Genomic DNA, 16,419 nt, shown 5'->3' on the forward strand with positions numbered 1-16,419 from the left:
TGCTCACACCACATGTAGCCGTCGCAGCGCAGCCCGGAAGGCCAGATTCGGGTAAGCGCCCGCTAGGACTGTAGTGACGTCGCTGAGTGCCTCGTCAATGCTCACACCTTGAAGGCGTGCGCCGTAAAGAGCGGCGACCGTTGGGGTCCGGCTGAATGCCGCGACACAGTGCAGCAGCACAGTCCGTCCCTCCTGCCGCAGTCGCGCAACGGTGGTCGCCGCATCGAACAGGACGAAGTCGAGATTCGGGTTTTCGTCAGGCTTCTCACCGTCGATCAGTCGGACCTGAACGTGAGGTATGCCGTGGGGCACGTCGTCGTCGCCAACTCGGCAGAGCGACACGACGGCGTTAATGTTTCGGGGCAGGTCACGCAAGATGCCGACACCGCCAAGCCATAGGCCATCGTCGTAGGGATGGCGTACAAGCACATCGGTCGCATGGCCCGGGTAGTTGGGATCGAACTCGTCGCCTTCACCCTGGATCACGACGGCTCTGGCAAGTGCAATCACGCCACGTGAGTCGAGACCAGGCCAACCGTGCAGTACCCGTCGCCATTCGGCAGGAATTGCGCTGGCCCCATAGGCAGCACCGAGCAGGCCGCCAGCGATGGCCGCCACAGTGTCGGTGTCATTGCCAGCACGGACAGCTGCATCGAGTGCCAGGCGAAGGTGATCAGCACGGAACGTCCCAGATGCCGGGTCTTCGACGGGAACCGGGGTGGTGGAGATGGCCGACCACGCAGCCTGCAGGGCCGACACCACCCAGCCGTTGTTGGGGAAGTCCGAGGGATGGGACTTCTCGGCAAGGTCCAGGCGGTCGATCCACGTCTGGCGGCGTTCCTCGGGGATGTGATGCAGGCCGAACCGAACGTCCAACTCCCCGGTGAGGACTGCACGGCGGATCGCGCAGCACCACAACACGCAGGCATCACCGGCTTCGGGGTCGAAGTGCGTCAATTCGCTGATGGCACGGGCCGCCTCGACCAACCCAAACTCGTCGTCGAGGTAGGCCAAGGCCACAGGTGCGGTACGCATCAACGAGCCGTTGCCCGCAGTGTGCCCGGTTCGGTCATGCAACGCCTTGGACGCATTGCGTGCGGTGACCACTCCGATACCCATCCAGCCAGCAGTACGCAGGACGCTGCTGGTCTGGACCCCAATGTCCTTGGCGTTCTTCATCCAGCCGTGCCAACCCTGTAGGAGGGCGTTCTGACTCTCCTCGTCCAGGAGGTCTCCGGTGTTAGCTGCTACCTCGGCGATAGCGATGGCCATCGAGGTGTCATCGGTCCACTCGCCGGGCTCCCAGTCGAAGACTCCGCCACCGACCATGGCAACGCTCTCCTCCGGCCCACGGGCGGGCTGGAACTCATACGGTGCGCCCAGCGCATCTCCAGCTGCAGTGCCCAGCAACACACCCTCGGCCCGGTCCAGTTGTGCGTTCGTGTACTCCATGACGGCCACCCCTCTGTTAGTCAGAACGCGGTAAACAGTGCGTTCTCGCTGTTTGTTAGAACAAAGACTCGAGGAGTAGTATTCCTTTGAAGCAGTATTCGTTTGGAGTACTATTAGTGGATGGTCGATCTTGTCGCGATACGTAAAGCAGCTCGTATGACGCAGGTCGAGGTGGCTGCCAATCTCGGAGTCGGCCAGGCGCAGGTCAGCAAGGTCGAACGTCAGGCGCGTGCCGGTGACATGTTCATGAGCACTCTGGCGTCGTACCTCGCCGCACTGGGCGCAAGTGCCGAGATCGCCGTCCTGGTGAATGGGCAAACGATGAGGTTCGATCTCACCCCGGGAAGGGGGAAGCGATGACCGCGCAGACCGAGATCGCCCAGAAGGGCCACCTTCGTGCGGTCCGGTTCTTCTGGTGCTTCCTCATCGGTGCGACCACGGTCAGCCTCGTCGGCAACGTCGCGCATGCGGTACTGCCCTTCGTACCTCACGTCATGATCCAGATCGGTGCCGCAGCAGTTCCTCCTATTGCCCTGCTCGCCGCCGTGCATGGCATTGCCTTGGCCGTTCGCGCAGGGGCATCCGGCCCGGTGTACCGCTGGGCTGTCGTTGCCGTGGGGGCCATTGGAGTCGGGGCCTTCTCGGTGAGCTTCCTGGCGCTGCGCGACTTGATGCATGCCATCGGGTATAGCTCTGCGATCGCATGGGTCTTCCCCGCGATCATCGACACGACGGTGGCGGTGAGCACAATGATGCTGGTTGCGCTCGGCGACAAGCCAGCTGGTCGCTCACGCGCCGTGGGCGCGGCTACTGCACGCATTACAGGAACGCAGGGCCAGGGAGGCGCGCCGATTCACAGCGCAGAGACCCAGTTCGACAGGCCTATTTCCAGTGCCGGGCGAATGCTGGGCGCAACCACCGGGAAGCAAACTCCCGCAACGCCGCGATCCGACTCGGCGCAGACAGTGCACGATCCAGTGCAATCTGGAGCAGCAACTGACGACGCAAACCTTGCCTCAGACTTGCGTGCATCGAGGGTCACGACGCAACCAGTCGAGACAGTGATCGCGGTACTGGCTGCACGCCGTGACGGTGCGACGATCAATGCCGCTGCCAAAGCGTCCGGGGTCAACTACAGGACTGCGCAACGGATCGTGGAGGCCGCAGCGGCCCGTCAACAGCACCATCTCGCCGCCGCAGGCTGATGCCAACCTCATCTCGGCAATGCAAGGAGTGGGAACCGGAGCTCGACCTGAAGCGGTCCTAATTCTTGACCCCACCGGTTGCCTGGTGCCGGTCTTCGTCGGAGAACGCCATCTCCAATCCCGAGCGACGCCTGACCATCTCCCGACCAACCACCGAGTACGCGGCTGAGACCCCGTCGTCGTCGGCGTTGTAGGTCATTGCCGTGGCCTTCGGCACCCCGATGCGGCTGCCTACCTTCACGGCGTCGATGTTGGCCCCCAAGAACACGAACGACCAGTTGTACTGCTTGCGCTGTTGGGTGATCAGTGTCTTGACGCGATCCCAGGACCATTCCTGGCTGGCGTTCTCCATGCCGTCGGTCATGATCAGGCAGATCACGGTGCCGGGTCGGTCGGCCTCGTCCTGGCTGGAGAGGTGCTCACCGATCTCGGTGACGAACCGGCCTATGGCGTCGAGCATCGCCGTCATGTGGCGAGGGGCCAGATTCAAGACAGGAACCTCGGCGATTGGCACGTCGGCGTAGACCTCCTCGTACTCATCGTCGAAGATCGCCAGCGTCACAATCGCCTCGCTAGGCTCCGAGCGATGCTTGGCCATCATCTCGCTGAACCCGCTCTCAGTGGCCCTCTTGCAGTCCTCCATCGAGCCAGAGCGGTCCAGCAGGGCGGCAATCAACGTGAGGTTCGCGTTCGTCATGGGGGAGTCCTTTCCATCCGAGGATCAGCGAAGTCTTGAGCTGAATCGCCGTGTTGACGGTCCGTTGACGGCGTCAACACTCCTCACTGTTCTCGCAGGTCGCGAGCCGTTGTTTCGCGTCGTGACCGATCTACTGAATTATGCGAATCCGCAGCTCAGGCGCTATTTCTGCGTCCGTAAGGAGGGATTTCGATTCCCCTTAGCTCCACTCAGTTTCAGCAGGTCAGCACGCCGACCTAGCGGCCAGCTCACGACGCTCCCACGAATCCGATATCACCGGTGACATCGGATTCCGTCGGACGGTCCCGCCTCTGACTCGGCGACCACGCCGGTCATCTAGGCTCGCGCGACGATGGACATCACAGAGGACCAGATCTACGCACTCGCGCCATTCGCGGCGACGCTGGGCATTCGTTTCCCGACGCTGACGCCCGATCGGGTGCAGGCCGTCCTGCCGACGACACACGAGCTGTCCACGCTCGGCGGAGGCCTCCACGGCGGCGCGGTCATGAGCGTCTGCGATGTCGCCTCCGCCGTCTGCGTGGCGTTGAACGTCGACGAGGGCTGCGTGTGGAGCACCGCTGAGTCCACCACGTACTTCCTACGTCCCGTCCGAAGCACGGCAACCGCCACCTCGACGCCACTGAAGATCGGCAGAACTCTCGCCACGGTCAGGACGGAAGTCCACGACGACGCAGACGAGTTGTGCGCGCACACCACTCAGATGGTGCACATCAGCAGGCTTGCGGGCTAACGGCCGACGAGGTTCCGCACCGAGTCCAGCCGTCGTTGCCCCGGATGGGTCAACGTCGGGACGAGCAGCGTCGGCATCCCGAGCCCGACCGCAGCGCCGTCGTGCGACGCCCGGTCACCCACCATCAACGTGTGCTCAAGGCTCGAACCCAACGCCTCGAGCGCCGCGTGAAAGATGGCCGGATCCGGTTTCTGCACACCACATTCGAACGACAGCACGTACTCGTCCACGAAACGGTCCAAGCCGGCCGCGACGAACGACGGTCTGAGGTCGAAGTGGATGTCGCTCAAGATTGCGACCTGACATCCTCCACCCCTCACCGCTCGCAGCGTCTCGGCGACGTCGTCGGCGAAGTGGTTGTGCGTCGGATCCGACTCCACCGCGTACAGCGCATCCGACAGGCCTTCGTCCAAGCCGGCGTCGGAGAACACCGCGTAGTAGGTGTCCCGGTGCCGCCGCGCGTCGCAGTCGACGCCGTCGGCTTCCAGCCGGCTCGGTTCCCCGTCGGCGTGCGAAATCGCGGTCAGCACGTGCGCCACCGACTCGGCGTCCCGATCGCGGCCCAGCAGGGCCATGGCCTTGCCGACCCACTCTGCGGCGGCCAGGGTCGTCACCAAGGTGCCGCGCCAGTCGAAGACCACGGCCCGAAGATCCGTCACGTCGACCCGGCGTCGCAGACCAGGTAGACCACGACGCCGCGGTCTCCGACGACGGTCTCGTGGTCGCGGCGGAAGCCGACCTTCTCCAGCACGCGCAGCGACGGCGCGTTCCATGCGCCAACGGTCGACCAGATCCGGGTGCGGCCCGTGGCGAATGCCGCATCCAGCACGGCACGGGCGGCCTCGGTGGCGTAGCCGTGACCGTGAAAGCGCTTCAACAGTTCGTAGACGATCTCGGGCTCGTCGTGACTGCATCTGCCGACGATGAGACCGCAGTACCCCATGGGTACGCCGTCGGAGCGACGGCGAATGGTGAGGAGGCGAATGCCGTTGCCCAGAGCCATGGTTCGCTGCTCGGCCAGCCGTGCGCGCACCTCGTCCACCGAGAAGGCGGTGCCGCCGTCGTGTTCGCCGAGCAGTTCGTGATTCCACTGCGCGTCGCCTTCGTCGCGCGCTCGCAGGTCGAGGCGGTGCGTGGCGAGCGACGTCGCCATCGGGGCGTACTTCGTCATCGAACTCCTGCCGTCGTGGCGGCCTTCGGTCAACGTACCCGAGCGCGACGAGGTTATCGGCGCCCCGAACGGGGAACCGCCTCACGGTGAGCCACCCACCGCAGGACGCATTCGCCACAGACGTCAACCACTGGTCGGACATCCCCGGCTGGTTCCACTGGCGCGAAGGTCAACAGGAAGCCGTCGAGGTGTTCGAAGAGGGCAGCATCTTCGTCGAGGTCGGCTCCTATCTCGGCCGCAGCCTGTGTTCGCTCGCCGACGTGGTGCGCACCTCGGAGCGCGACTTCACGGTCGTCGGCGTCGACACCTGCCGCGGCAGCGGGGAGGAGGGCCTCGCCAGCGAGAACGCCCACGGCCCGGCGGTCGAATACGGTGGTGGGACGTTCGCAGGTCTGTTGCATCGCAACGTGATCGCCTGCGGGTTCGCCGACGACGTCCACGTCTTCATCAGCTCGTCGCCCAAGGCCGCCGACTTCTTCGTCGACGGTTCGCTGGCCTGGGTGCACCTCGACGCCCGACACGACTACGACAGCGTCGCCGCCGACATCGACGCGTGGTTGCCGAAGGTGAAGGCCGGCGGCTGGCTGTCGGGTGACGACTACGACGACCTGCTATGGCCGGGCGTCGTCGCCGCGGTGCGCGACCGGCTTCCCGGTGCGCAGGGCTGGTTGACGGCGCAGTGGCGGTGGCTCAAGCCCTGACGCACGACGACGCCCTCGGGTGAGCCGACGGCGTTCTCCATCCGTTCTCCACGTTCTCTTCAAGTAGCACGGCTCTTGGCCGGACATGCTGGGTTCATGCGATTCGGTCACCAGGAAGCGTTGCACGACAACGACTTGCGGTCGACGGATCGCACCCCGCCGGATGGCCGACTCTGTGAGTCGGCTGGGCGGGGCCTCGTTGCAACGTCGAAGGAGAACGCAGCATGAAACTGGCGAAGATCACCGCACGAGTAGCGATCGCAGGCGCACTGAGCGCGGGTGCCCTCGGACTGGGGGCAGGTGCTGGAACCGCACTGGCCGACAGCGGCGGATTTCATCAGGACCGGTGCTTCGGGCACTTCTGCCAGGGCCGAGGTGGCGACGGCCGCCACGACGGGCGGGGTGGGTTCAGGTTCGACGACCGGCGTTGGGATCAGCGCGGATTCGACGACGGACGTCGCGATCACCGTCCCTTCAGTTACCGCGGCTCACGCGTGGAACCGTTCTTCGATCGCGGGCGTGGCATCTGGGGATTCTGGCTCTTTGGCGACTTCATTCCACTGTGACGGAAGTTGCTGCGCCACAAGATGATCAGCACTCACCCCCCGCTAGCCACACCCCGAAAGGTCCTGTCATGAGCGTTCACACCTCCGCCGACGTGCATCCCGCCGCGACGTCCGAAGAATTGGTGGCACGGGCGGTCGCCTTGCAGCCGCTACTGCGCAAGCACGCCGGATACGGCGACCTGCATCGTCGCCAGCCCGACGAGGTCATCGCGGCGTTGACCGAGGCGGGACTCTTCGGTCTGCTGGTGCCCAGACGGTTCGGTGGCCAGCAGGCGAATCTGCGAACCCTGCTGACCGTGACCGAAACGCTCGCCGAGGTCGACGGCTCGGCTGCCTGGGTCGTCAGCCTCGGTGCGGTGGCGGGGTGGCTGGTCGGGCTCGCCTCCGAACAAGCTCGACAGGACGTCTTCGGCGAGGACCCCGACGCACGGATCGCCGGCAGCATCACTCCGACACCTGCCCAGCGCGTCGACGGTGGATTGCTCGTCACCGGACGCTGGCCCTACGTATCCGGCTCGCCGCATGCCACGTGGGCGGCGGTCGGCGCGTTGGTCCCCGACGACGCCGGCACACCAGAGGTGCTGCTGTGCCTGATCCCCATGTCGCAGCTCACCGTGGAGGACACCTGGCACACCGTCGGCATGCGGGGCACGGGTTCACATCACATAGCCGCCGAGGACGTGTTCGTCCCCGCCCACCGCACGATCCGACTGTCCGACATCGCCGACGGCGGGGCCACCGACGGCGCCGACGAGGTGGACGACCGGCCGCACACGGGATCGGTTCTCTCCCTGTCGATCCTGTCCCCACTGCTGGGCTTGGCCAGGGCCGCACTGGCCCTCGCCACCGAGAAGGCCGACGCCAAGCCGCTGCACCACACCGTCTACCACCGGCAAGCCGACTCGGTGGGCGTGCAGATTCAGCTCGCCCGCGCCACCCTCGCATTGCAGACCGCCCGCCTGCACGCGGAGCACGTCGTCGACGAGCTCGACGCCGCGGCGGCGCGGGGACTTCGGCCCGATTACGCTGCGCGGGCTCACATCCGGGCCCAGTGCGGCTACGCCATGACCCACGCGCTGGAGGCGGTCAACGTCGCCGCCGACCTGTACGGCGCAGGGGGATTCGCCGGGTCCAGCCCGATGCAGAAGGTGTGGCGCGATGCGAACGTCATCGCCCGCCACGCTGGACAGAACGCCACCGTGGGTTACGAGGTCCTCGGCAAGGCGCTACTGGGGCTTCCCGAGCGAATCAGCCCCACGGTCTGAGTCTTGCGCGATGGGCGGCACCCCTCCGGTGACTGCCGGAGGGGTGCCCTTCTTCAGCCGCCGTCTGAGGCTGGCGCTCTTGACCATTCGCAGAAACAGGTTGGTCGAGGTGAACATCGGAATCACCCCGAGGAACGTCCGCTCCGACGGGGTGGCACCGTGCAGGTGCTCGAGGCTCCCGAAGACGTAGAAGCACCCGATGCTGAAGATGGTCGCCGGGATGCAGAGCGCCAGGAACGAGCCACGGTCCGACGTCGTCTGCCTGGCCAGGGCCACCTCCTCGTCGGTCATCGGCTCGCGCTTGCGGAGCTTCGTCAACGCCGTTTGCGTCGCGCCGATGTGCTCGCTCAACGGCATCGTCGGTCGACGCACCAGACGTGCGACGCCCACCGACGCGAGGGCAGCGAACACCACGACGGCCACGAAGGCGATCGTCGCCAGCAGGGCCCACGGAACCGAAGTCATTGCCGCACTCCGAAATCCGATGCCTGCCGCAGCGGGCGTCTGCGTACCAGCGTCGGCCACCAGAACCACGGCCCGAAGAGTCTCAGCAGACACGGCACGATGAACGAACGCACGATCAACGTGTCCAGCAGCAGACCGATGCACACCGTCGTGCCCACCTGGCCGATGGTCCGCAGGTCACTGGTCAGCATCGCAAGCATGGTGAACGCGAAGACCAGGCCGGCAGACGTCACCACCCCGCCCGTGCTTCCCAGCGCCCTGATCAACCCGGTGTCCAGCCCGGCCCCCAACTCCTCCTTGACGCGGGCGATCAACAGCAGGTTGTAGTCCGACCCGACGGCCACCAGGATGATGAACGTGATCGGCAGCACCAGCCAGTGCAGGTGCAGGCCGATCAGGTGCTGCCAGACCAGCACGGACAGCCCGAACGCGCCGGCGAACGAGAACGCGACCGTACCGGGAATCACCAACGCGGCCATCAGACTTCGCGTGATGAACAGCATGATGAGGAAGATCAGGATGAACGCGGCGATCGCCACGATGAGCAGATCCGACGCGGCGTAGGTCTTGATGTCCAAGTTGTTCGACCCCGCACCGCCGATGTAGATCTTGGCGCCGGCCAACGAGGTTTCCTTGAGAGCGATCTGGATGGCCTCGGGGAACTTCTCCACGTGTTCGACCCCTTCGGGGCCCATGGCGTTCCCTTCGTGAGTGACGATGAAGCGGGCGGCCTTGCCGTCCGGCGACATCATCAACTGCATGCCGGCCTTGACGTCGTCGTTGTCGAAGGCCTCTCTGGGCATGTAGAAGAACGAATCGCTTCGGGAGGCGTCGAAGTCGTTGCCCACGTTGATCAGATCGTCGAACGTCTGACCGGTCTGGGTGGACTGCAGGTGCGCCGGGCCGTAGGACTGCACGATGACGGACTGCAGCATCTGCGTCTGGTCGCGCTGAATCTTCAACTGGGCCACCAGTTGCGGCATCAGGGCGTCGACGGCCTGAAAGTCGGTGACGGCGTTGCCGATCTGTTCGCGGAGACTGTCGATGCCGTCCAAGCCGTCGAACAGCGACCGGAAGGCGTAACACAGCGGGATGTCGAAACAGTGTGGCTCGTAGTAGAAGTAGCTCTTGAGCGGCCGGAACGTGTCGTCGAGATTGGAGATGTCGGCGTTGATCTCTTCGGTGACGGCCTGCAGGTTCTCGAAGGTGAGCACCGTGGCGTGCAGGTCGTCGGCCAGCTTCTGGTTGAGGTCGATGGTCTTGCTCAACGTCGCGACGGTGTCCGCCTGGATTCTGGCCTGCTCGTCGGTGTCGGCGTTGGACCGTTGGTTGAAGGGCAGCTGTTGCCCGCTGGCCCCGCCCTGGGTGGTGAACAGGTAGGGCAGGGTGGCGCGGTCGAGCGGCCGGCCGAGCGGTCGGGTGATGCTCTGCACCATGGCGACGCCGGGAACGCGGATGAGTGCGCCCGCCACCCGGTCCAGTGAGATGAAGTCGGCTGAGTTGCGCATGTCGTGGTCGGACTCGACCATCAGCATTTCGCTGAACAGCTTGCTCTGGGGAAAGTGCCGGTCCGAGGCCGCGAAGCCCTGATTGGCGGCCGCGTCGGTCGGTTGGTACGCGCGGTCGTCGTAGCTGACGCGGTAGGTCGGAACGAACAGCGCCCCGATCATGACCACGGCGCAACTGGCCGCCAGGATGGGCACCGGCCACCGCACCACACTGGCCGCGATCCGCCGGTAGAAGTGCCCGCGTACCAACCGCTTTGGGTCGAAGAGCCCGAACAGGCTGCCGACGGTCAGGATCGCCGGGCCGAGCGTCAGCGCCGCGGAGATGGTGACCAGCATGGCGATGGCGACGGCCGGGCCCATGGTGTGGAAGTAGTCGAGGCGGGCGAAGCTCAGGCAGAATCCGGCGCCGGCGATGGTCAGCCCCGAACCGACGATGATGGGTGTCACGCTGCGGTAGGCGGTGAAGTACGCCTCCTCCCTGGTCTCGCCGAGTTGGCGGGCTTCCTGGTAGCGGCCCATCAGGAAGATCCCGTAGTCGGTCCCGGCGCCCAGCGTCAGGGCCACCACGATGTTCACCGCGAACGACGACAGCGGGATGACGCCGAAATGGCCGAGGGTGGAGACGATCCCCTTGGCGATGAGCATCTCGAACAGCACGGTGGCCAGCGGCATCAGCACCGTGCTGGGGGAGCGGTAGACCAACAGCAGCATCGCGATGATCAGGAAGATCGTGACGATGGTGATGTTGTTGAGGCTGGAGTTGGCGATGGCCAGTGTGTCGGAGGCCAGCGGTGCCGCGCCGCTGACGTAAGCCTTGAGACCCGGCGGCGGGGTGTCGTTGGCGACGATCGCGCGGACCGCGTCGACGGACTGGTTGGCCTCGATCTGGCCGATGTCGCCGGCAAGCCGCAGCAGCACGAACGTGGACTTGCCGTCGACGCTCTGCGCGCCTGCGGCTGAGAACGGCTTCCCCCACAGATCCATGACGTACTGCACGTGCTTGGGGTCGTTCTTCAGTCGCAGCATCAGGTCGTCGTAGTACCGATGGTCGGCATCGTTGAGCGGGTGGTCCGCTTCGAGCACCACCATCGTCAGGCTGGTGGACGTCGACTCCTGGAACTTTTCGCCGATGTGCAGCATCGCCGCCTGCGACGGTGCGTAGGTCGGGATCATCGGGCCTGCGAGTTCGGTCGCGACGTCTTCAACCTTCGGGATGAAGGTGTTCGTCGTGACGGCGATCAGACCCCAAAACACGATGATCGGAATGGCAAGGAGCCGAACGGTTCTCGCGACGAACGGACGTTTCGCCCGGTGCGCGCTCACGCGGACTTCACCCGGCAGGTGACGTCGGCGTCCTCACGGTTGGCGAATTGTTCGTCGCGGACGACGCCGTTGACCAACATTCGGCAGTGCACGTCGCCGCCGTGGACCTGGGCCGAGATGCTGCCCGAGACGACGGTGAGCGTGGTGGTCTCGGTGTGCGACCAGGGCAGAGTGTCGAGGTTGACCGTGTGGGGATGGCCGTCGACGTCGAGGTAGGAGAGCATGCCGCTGCCGCCGAGTGAGCCGTCCAGTTCGTAGGTGAGCTGTTTGGGGACGAACTCCGGCGGGGCCTGCGGGCCGTTGACGGTGATCACCGGTCCGGGCGCCGAGGCCTGGTGCACCTTCCACATGCTCACCCCGCCGACGGTGACCGCGATGACGGCGACCAGCGGTAGCCAGGCTCTCTCCAGGAAGGTCCTGGCCCTTGATCGTTGGCTCATTCGTTCACCCCTCGGCCCATTGGCACCGACGATTTATATCCTATGAACGATCAATTGATCAATCCTGACGGCAGGCCCCACAGCATTCGTACAGAAACCAACGTGACTGGTGGGGCACATCGTAGCTACCGGAATAATCCCGCGGCTGGTTTCGTTGCAACCCGCTCATTGCATCATTCGGGTGATATAAATCGATCATGAAGAATGCCGGTGAGGTCGACGTGATCTCCGAGATGGTCGAGATGGGGGCGGACACGATGTGGCGATACCTGGCCGACCGCGACGAGTTGAGTGCCAGCGCCACCCTGGCGCTGAATCGGCTGAATCGTGAAGGACCGATGCGGTTGACGACACTCGCCGAGGCCGAGGGCGCCAGTCAGTCGGCGATGACGCAGTTGGTCCAGCGCCTGGAGCGCCAGGGCTTGGTGGAGAGGCGCGCCGACCCCGCGGATGGTCGGGCGTCGTTGGTGGTGATCGGCGAGGCGGGCAGGCGGATGTGGGACGGCCGGGCCGACGTCCGCCGCCAGCGGATCGCCGACATGTTGGACGACGTCGGTCCCGACGATCGGGTGGCGCTGTGGTTGGCCGCTCAGGTGGTCGTGCGGGTTCTCGGTCAGATGCGGCAGGCCGCCGGCTTGCACATGCACGCCGACGGCGACGTCACGGGCTGACCCACCGCCCCTCGTTGCGCTCGCGGCGAGCGATTTCGGCGTCGCGGTCCCTCGTCCAGGAGTCCTCGAACCGTTCGTCGGAGCGGACCCGGGGAACGCGATTCATCATGCCGCTCAACCACTTCGGCGCCTCCCGTGGCTCCCATTGCGGCAGTGCGATGCTCAGTGCGGCCAGGGTCTTGAGGGCGACGAAGATGCCGAACAACGCGTCGGCGGCATCGGTCAGGGCGATCCCGATCAGCCCGAAGACGAGCGTGAGGTGGACGACGACCACCCGGCTCAGTCCTCGGTGGGCGAGCTGTTCGAGCCGCCAGAACGACCACCGCCGCAGGCTGAGCACATCCATCGCGAAGTCTGCGGTCAGAAACCCGAGGACGACGAGGCCGCCGAAACCCGCTGTGCGCCAGTCGACGTGGGCGAGTTCGCGATTGTCCTCCCTGCCGAGCAGGAACAGGATGGCGCAGAGGAACACGGCGTGGACGCCGCAGAAGCCGAAACTGGTCACCGCGAAGCCCGCGAGGAAGGACGACCGCTGCGCGCCGCGCCGAGTCGTCCCGCCCGCCTGATACCTGAAGTGCCCCTGACGGGGTGTCCAGCGACGGTGCAGGAGGATCCGGGCGCAGACGAACACAGACGCGGCCACCGTCTCGAACCAGTAGACGACGAGCGTCGTACCGCCCGCCCAGCCGCCGACGAACCACCCGACGACCGGGACGGCGATGACCGCCAGGAGGATCAGCGGCGACACGAAGCGAGTCACGGTGGAGCTATCGGGCTTTCGCGTCGTGCAGGCGTCCGAGCACTCCGGCGGTGGTGGTGAAGTCCATGCACGCGTCGGTGACCGACTGGCCGTAGACGAGGTGCCCGCTGACGGGCTGGGCGCCGGCCACCAGGAAGCTCTCCAGCATCAACCCGCTGATGCCCTGCTCCCCGTCGGCGATCCGGGCGGCGATCTCGTCGGCGACGAGGGCTTGGCGCACGTGGTCCTTGCCCGAATTGGCGTGCGAGCAGTCGATCATGACGTTGCCGGGCAGCCCAGCGGCGACCACGCCCTCGATCGCCGCGGCGACGGAGCGGGCGTCGTAGTTGGGGCCCGAGGATCCGCCGCGCAAGATCAGGTGGCAGTCGGGATTGCCCGCGGTCTCGACGATGGCGCCGCGGCCGAGATCGTCGATTCCGAAGAAGACGTGCTGTGCCGCAGCGGCTCTCACACCGTCGACGGCCGGCTGAACGCTACCGTCGGTGCCGTTCTTGAACCCGACGGGCATCGACAGCCCGGAGGCCAACTGGCGGTGAATCTGGGACTCGGTGGTCCTGGCCCCTATCGCGCCCCACGCCACGGTGTCGGCGATGTACTGCGGGCTCGTCGGCTCCAGGAATTCACAGCCCACGGCGAGTCCTATCGCACCGATGTCGAGCAGCAGTCCGCGGGCCGTGCGCAACCCTCGCTCGACGTCGTAGGTGCCGTCCATGCCGGGGTCGTTGATCAGGCCCTTCCAACCGACGGTGGTGCGGGGCTTCTCGAAGTAGACCCGCATGACGATCTTCAGCCGATCGGCGTAGGCGTCGGCCAGGGGCGCCAGGCGGTGCGCGTAGTCCAGCGCGGCCACCGGGTCGTGGACCGAGCAGGGACCGACGACGACGAGCAGTCGGTCGTCACGGCCGGCGAGGATTTCGGTGATCTCGTCGCGGTGGCGTTGAACCGCCGCGGCGCCGTCGCGGTCGAGGGGGAGTTCGGCCAGGATCTGCGCGGGTGGCGGCACGGGACGGAAGGACACGATCCGCCGGTCGGAGGTGGTCTGCGCGTCTGCGACGTCTGCGGCGGGGCTGGTGATGGTCACGATGTTCGGGCTTCCTGTGAGTGGTTCTCAGGGCTCACCCGTGGAGGATTCGGAGCCCTGAAATGACGAAAGCAGCGACCATGTGGTCACTGCTGGGGCTCCGGGTGGCGTATCGCGCGTCGAGTCTAAAGCGCCTTATCGCAGGCTCCACCCGGAGCCGAGATAAAGCGCCAATAGCTGCGCGTGCCGATGTTCACGGCAGGAACCATACCGCGTCAATCACCTGGCCGTCGACCGGCCTGCCTGCCTCGACTCTGCGGTCACTGCGAAGAAGTGCGAGAAGCGGTCGCAGCACGCGCAGAGTCGGGACGGCAAAGTGGCGGCTAGGCCGTCAGATCGTCGTCGTCCCACTCGTCGGCGTTCCTCAGCGACGTGAGCTCGGGGTTCACGGTGGTCTCGGTGCGCTGGCCGCCGCTACGGCGGGCGAAGTACACGTTAGAGGTGGCGATCGTGATGAGTTCCTCGACGACGTCGTGCGGCGGGTGTCCGACGAGGTCGTCCAGTGGCGTGACCACGGTGCCGATGCTTGCGGTGAGTCGGTAGGGGGCGGTGCGCACGGTGTGCTGCAGTCGGTCGGTGAGCACCGAGGCGTCGGTGCTGAGGAACGTGTCGGCGACGAGGTACTCGGACTCGCCGACGTGCGCGAGGATCGCGTCGCGCCGCAGCGTCTCGCGCAGTCGCTGCCCGATCGCCACCCTGGCCTGATTCCCCCCTGCGTCCCCACCCATCGCGGTCAGCAGTGAGAAGCTGTCGAGGCTGACGACCACGATGGCCAGGAAGCGGTCGTCGTCCCTGTCGCGGGCGACGATGGTCGCGATGCGGTCCGAGAAGGCGTCACGTGTCAGCAGCCCGGTCAACGGTTCGAGCTCGCCGTAGTGAACGTCGTTGTCCACCAACCGGACAACGCTCCGACAGCAGAACACTACGAAGGCGTTGACGAGAGCGAACAAGGCCACCACCGCCACGGTGACCTCGGGCGTCACGCCGGCGAAGCGCACCGACTGCACCACGAGTGTCGCGACTCCGGCGATCCAGGTGTAGGCCAACAGCCACCCTGCATGGAAGACGGCGGCGAACGCAGACACGGCGATGAACGCGGTGGCCCCCATCATGCCGATGGCGGGATCGCGCTCGATGAGACAGGCGACGCCGACCAGGACGCTGACGGCCAGAGTGGACAGCTGGGACAGCCTGCGCGTCGGCCAACTCGACCTCAACCAGATCGTGGACAAGGCGACGCAGCACGCGAACACCGCGACGGCGATCGAACGGTCGCGTGCACCCGTCGGGCCGTGATCCCCGAGCATCAGCAGCAGTGGCAGGGCGCCGCAGCCGAAGATGTTGAGGGCGGTCAGCCGGCAGGTGGCGCGCTGATGGCCCCTCGCCGCCAGCATCGAGGTGATCCAGTAGTAGCGATCCTCGGAGTGAAGCCGACGCAGCACCGCGGACAGCACGGTCAGCCTCGCGCGGACGGGCCGAGGCGCAGACCGCGATCGGCACACTCACGGGAACGGCCAGTTAGCACGCGGGAAACAGTAATCGAACTTCAAGATCAGTGGTTAGTCTTCGGCGCCTGGCATAGCGTGGAGGGGTGACGGACACTTCGACCGAACGTGGCTTCGCCGCCCCCTTCCTGGACCCTTCCGCCTTCGAGCCGGACATCGCCGATCCCGCCGAACTCCGGGACCACCGCAAGCGCCGTCTTGCCCTGGCGTACCGCGTGATTGGTGCGATGGGGTGGGGGTCACTGGGCGACGGGCACATCTCGGCGCGTGATCCCGAGCGGCCGGATTGCTTCTGGCTGGCCCGGTACGGCGTCCCGTTCCGCGTCATGACCACCGACGACCTCGTATTGGTCCGCCCCGACGGCACGATCGAGGGCGGCGGGCACATCAACGTGGCCGCGTTCCACATTCACGCCCCCGTGCACGAGGCGCGTCCGGAAGTCGTCTCGGCGGCGCACTTCCACACGCCGTACGGCACGCCGTTCTCGGCGACGGTCACCAAGCTGGCGCCGATCTCCCAGGAGGCGTGCGCGTTCTTCGGCGACCACGAGATGTTCGACGACGAGGAAGTCAGCATCGCGTCGCTCGACGGCGGCAAGCGCATCGCGGCCGCTCTCGACGAGGCGCGCGGAGTGATCCTGCGCAACCACGGGCTGCTGACGGTCGGGGCCACGGTCGACTCGGCGGTGGGCTTCTTCATGTTGATGGAGCGCTGCGCCGAGGTTCAGGTGAAGGCTCGCGATGCCGTCCCGATCAGCGCCGACATGGCCGAGCGCGTCCACGACGAGTTCGACGAGGTCGCCGGCTGGCAAGCGTTCCAGTGGGCGCAGCGGACGTACCTGCCCGCCGGCTGAC

The 16,419-nt window shown here is 66.1% G+C and carries 18 protein-coding genes; 8 read left to right on the forward strand and 10 right to left on the reverse strand.

The annotated features are described in order from the left end of the window. Positions 1-3: 3 nt before the first annotated feature. Positions 4-1,452, reverse strand: coding sequence for an ADP-ribosylglycohydrolase family protein (locus ASD37_RS26170; protein ID WP_056559929.1), 1,449 nt, complete (start codon positions 1,450-1,452; stop codon positions 4-6). A 120-nt stretch (positions 1,453-1,572) separates the two neighbouring features. Here ASD37_RS26170 and ASD37_RS26175 point away from each other — a divergent pair, with 120 nt between their 5' ends. Then, complete coding sequence (locus ASD37_RS26175) at positions 1,573-1,812, forward strand: helix-turn-helix transcriptional regulator (RefSeq protein WP_082570438.1); 240 nt, start codon at positions 1,573-1,575, stop codon at positions 1,810-1,812. Beyond that, positions 1,809-2,657: a DUF2637 domain-containing protein gene (locus ASD37_RS26180; RefSeq protein ID WP_056558647.1), complete on the forward strand. Its 849-nt coding sequence runs from the start codon at positions 1,809-1,811 to the stop codon at positions 2,655-2,657. Before ASD37_RS26175 ends, ASD37_RS26180 begins: the two co-directional genes overlap by 4 nt. A gap of 58 nt (positions 2,658-2,715) precedes the next feature. Here the strand turns inward: ASD37_RS26180 and ASD37_RS26185 are convergent, their stop codons facing one another. Continuing rightward, positions 2,716-3,354 carry a hypothetical protein gene (locus ASD37_RS26185; protein WP_056558649.1) on the reverse strand — a complete coding sequence of 213 codons (639 nt, stop codon included), beginning with the start codon at positions 3,352-3,354 and terminating at the stop codon, positions 2,716-2,718. A gap of 352 nt (positions 3,355-3,706) precedes the next feature. Here ASD37_RS26185 and ASD37_RS26190 point away from each other — a divergent pair, with 352 nt between their 5' ends. Next, the gene (locus tag ASD37_RS26190; RefSeq protein WP_056558653.1) at positions 3,707-4,108 is read left to right on the forward strand and encodes a PaaI family thioesterase; all 402 of its coding nucleotides are present in this window, start codon (positions 3,707-3,709) and stop codon (positions 4,106-4,108) included. Here the strand turns inward: ASD37_RS26190 and ASD37_RS26195 are convergent. Together ASD37_RS26195 and ASD37_RS26200 are read right to left on the reverse strand one after the other, a co-directional pair. Continuing rightward, a complete protein-coding gene (locus ASD37_RS26195; RefSeq protein ID WP_056558656.1) occupies positions 4,105-4,767 on the reverse strand; it encodes an HAD family hydrolase in 663 nt (220 codons plus the stop codon). The genes ASD37_RS26190 and ASD37_RS26195 overlap by 4 nt on opposite strands. Continuing rightward, positions 4,764-5,279 (reverse strand): GNAT family N-acetyltransferase, encoded by a 516-nt coding sequence (locus ASD37_RS26200; protein ID WP_056558660.1) that lies wholly within the window; start codon positions 5,277-5,279, stop codon positions 4,764-4,766. Before ASD37_RS26200 ends, ASD37_RS26195 begins: the two co-directional genes overlap by 4 nt. Positions 5,280-5,365: 86 nt before the next feature. Here ASD37_RS26200 and ASD37_RS26205 point away from each other — a divergent pair, with 86 nt between their 5' ends. The 3 genes from ASD37_RS26205 (at position 5,366) to ASD37_RS26215 (ending at position 7,811) form a co-directional block, all read left to right on the forward strand. Then, the gene (locus tag ASD37_RS26205; protein ID WP_056558662.1) at positions 5,366-5,980 is read left to right on the forward strand and encodes a class I SAM-dependent methyltransferase; all 615 of its coding nucleotides are present in this window, start codon (positions 5,366-5,368) and stop codon (positions 5,978-5,980) included. A 224-nt stretch (positions 5,981-6,204) separates the two neighbouring features. After that, positions 6,205-6,546 (forward strand): hypothetical protein, encoded by a 342-nt coding sequence (locus ASD37_RS26210; protein WP_056558665.1) that lies wholly within the window; start codon positions 6,205-6,207, stop codon positions 6,544-6,546. Between the two features lie 68 nt (positions 6,547-6,614). Beyond that, positions 6,615-7,811: an acyl-CoA dehydrogenase family protein gene (locus ASD37_RS26215; protein ID WP_056558668.1), complete on the forward strand. Its 1,197-nt coding sequence runs from the start codon at positions 6,615-6,617 to the stop codon at positions 7,809-7,811. Here the strand turns inward: ASD37_RS26215 and ASD37_RS26220 are convergent. From ASD37_RS26220 to ASD37_RS26230, 3 genes are read right to left on the reverse strand one after another with little or no spacing between them, the layout of a single operon-like run. Next, entirely contained in the window at positions 7,773-8,276 is a 504-nt protein-coding gene (locus ASD37_RS26220; RefSeq protein WP_235568560.1) for a hypothetical protein, read from the reverse strand. The genes ASD37_RS26215 and ASD37_RS26220 overlap by 39 nt on opposite strands. Next, positions 8,273-11,107: an RND family transporter gene (locus ASD37_RS26225; RefSeq protein ID WP_370073094.1), complete on the reverse strand. Its 2,835-nt coding sequence runs from the start codon at positions 11,105-11,107 to the stop codon at positions 8,273-8,275. Before ASD37_RS26225 ends, ASD37_RS26220 begins: the two co-directional genes overlap by 4 nt. Beyond that, positions 11,104-11,547 carry an MmpS family transport accessory protein gene (locus ASD37_RS26230; protein WP_056558673.1) on the reverse strand — a complete coding sequence of 148 codons (444 nt, stop codon included), beginning with the start codon at positions 11,545-11,547 and terminating at the stop codon, positions 11,104-11,106. The genes ASD37_RS26225 and ASD37_RS26230 overlap by 4 nt, the downstream gene beginning before the upstream one ends. Before the next feature lie 197 nt (positions 11,548-11,744). Here ASD37_RS26230 and ASD37_RS26235 point away from each other — a divergent pair, with 197 nt between their 5' ends. Next, the gene (locus tag ASD37_RS26235) at positions 11,745-12,218 is read left to right on the forward strand and encodes a MarR family winged helix-turn-helix transcriptional regulator (protein ID WP_056558676.1); all 474 of its coding nucleotides are present in this window, start codon (positions 11,745-11,747) and stop codon (positions 12,216-12,218) included. Here ASD37_RS26235 and ASD37_RS26240 read toward each other — a convergent pair. The 3 genes from ASD37_RS26240 to ASD37_RS26250 all read right to left on the reverse strand — a co-directional run bounded on the left by ASD37_RS26240 (position 12,208) and on the right by ASD37_RS26250 (position 15,513). Next, on the reverse strand, positions 12,208-12,978 hold the full coding sequence (locus ASD37_RS26240; RefSeq protein WP_056558679.1) for a DUF6498-containing protein: 771 nt from the start codon (positions 12,976-12,978) through the stop codon (positions 12,208-12,210). The two genes, ASD37_RS26235 and ASD37_RS26240, sit on opposite strands and share 11 nt — an antisense overlap. 7 nt (positions 12,979-12,985) lie before the next feature. Then, on the reverse strand, positions 12,986-14,059 hold the full coding sequence (locus ASD37_RS26245) for a 3-deoxy-7-phosphoheptulonate synthase (protein ID WP_056558683.1): 1,074 nt from the start codon (positions 14,057-14,059) through the stop codon (positions 12,986-12,988). Positions 14,060-14,382: 323 nt separating this feature from the next. Further along, positions 14,383-15,513, reverse strand: a complete 1,131-nt coding sequence (locus ASD37_RS26250) for a diguanylate cyclase domain-containing protein (protein ID WP_056558687.1) — start codon at positions 15,511-15,513, stop codon at positions 14,383-14,385. Between the two features lie 137 nt (positions 15,514-15,650). Between ASD37_RS26250 and ASD37_RS26255 the strand changes: the two genes are divergently transcribed. Then, the gene (locus ASD37_RS26255) at positions 15,651-16,418 is read left to right on the forward strand and encodes a class II aldolase/adducin family protein (protein WP_056558689.1); all 768 of its coding nucleotides are present in this window, start codon (positions 15,651-15,653) and stop codon (positions 16,416-16,418) included. Position 16,419: the final 1 nt, after the last annotated feature.

Origin of the sequence: Mycobacterium sp. Root135, assembly GCF_001426545.1 — a bacterium.
Lineage (GTDB): Bacteria > Actinomycetota > Actinomycetes > Mycobacteriales > Mycobacteriaceae > Mycobacterium.

Bases quoted from the DNA above. Each gene is read 5' to 3' on its own strand.
- ASD37_RS26170 (WP_056559929.1), bottom strand. From the start codon at position 1,452: ATGGAGTACACGAACGCACAACTGGACCGGGCCGAGGGTGTGTTGCTG.
- ASD37_RS26175 (WP_082570438.1), top strand. From the start codon at position 1,573: ATGGTCGATCTTGTCGCGATACGTAAAGCAGCTCGTATGACGCAGGTC.
- ASD37_RS26180 (WP_056558647.1), top strand. From the start codon at position 1,809: ATGACCGCGCAGACCGAGATCGCCCAGAAGGGCCACCTTCGTGCGGTC.
- ASD37_RS26185 (WP_056558649.1), bottom strand. From the start codon at position 3,354: ATGACGAACGCGAACCTCACGTTGATTGCCGCCCTGCTGGACCGCTCT.
- ASD37_RS26190 (WP_056558653.1), top strand. From the start codon at position 3,707: ATGGACATCACAGAGGACCAGATCTACGCACTCGCGCCATTCGCGGCG.
- ASD37_RS26200 (WP_056558660.1), bottom strand. From the start codon at position 5,279: ATGACGAAGTACGCCCCGATGGCGACGTCGCTCGCCACGCACCGCCTC.
- ASD37_RS26210 (WP_056558665.1), top strand. From the start codon at position 6,205: ATGAAACTGGCGAAGATCACCGCACGAGTAGCGATCGCAGGCGCACTG.
- ASD37_RS26215 (WP_056558668.1), top strand. From the start codon at position 6,615: ATGAGCGTTCACACCTCCGCCGACGTGCATCCCGCCGCGACGTCCGAA.
- ASD37_RS26220 (WP_235568560.1), bottom strand. From the start codon at position 8,276: ATGACTTCGGTTCCGTGGGCCCTGCTGGCGACGATCGCCTTCGTGGCC.
- ASD37_RS26230 (WP_056558673.1), bottom strand. From the start codon at position 11,547: ATGAGCCAACGATCAAGGGCCAGGACCTTCCTGGAGAGAGCCTGGCTA.
- ASD37_RS26235 (WP_056558676.1), top strand. From the start codon at position 11,745: ATGAAGAATGCCGGTGAGGTCGACGTGATCTCCGAGATGGTCGAGATG.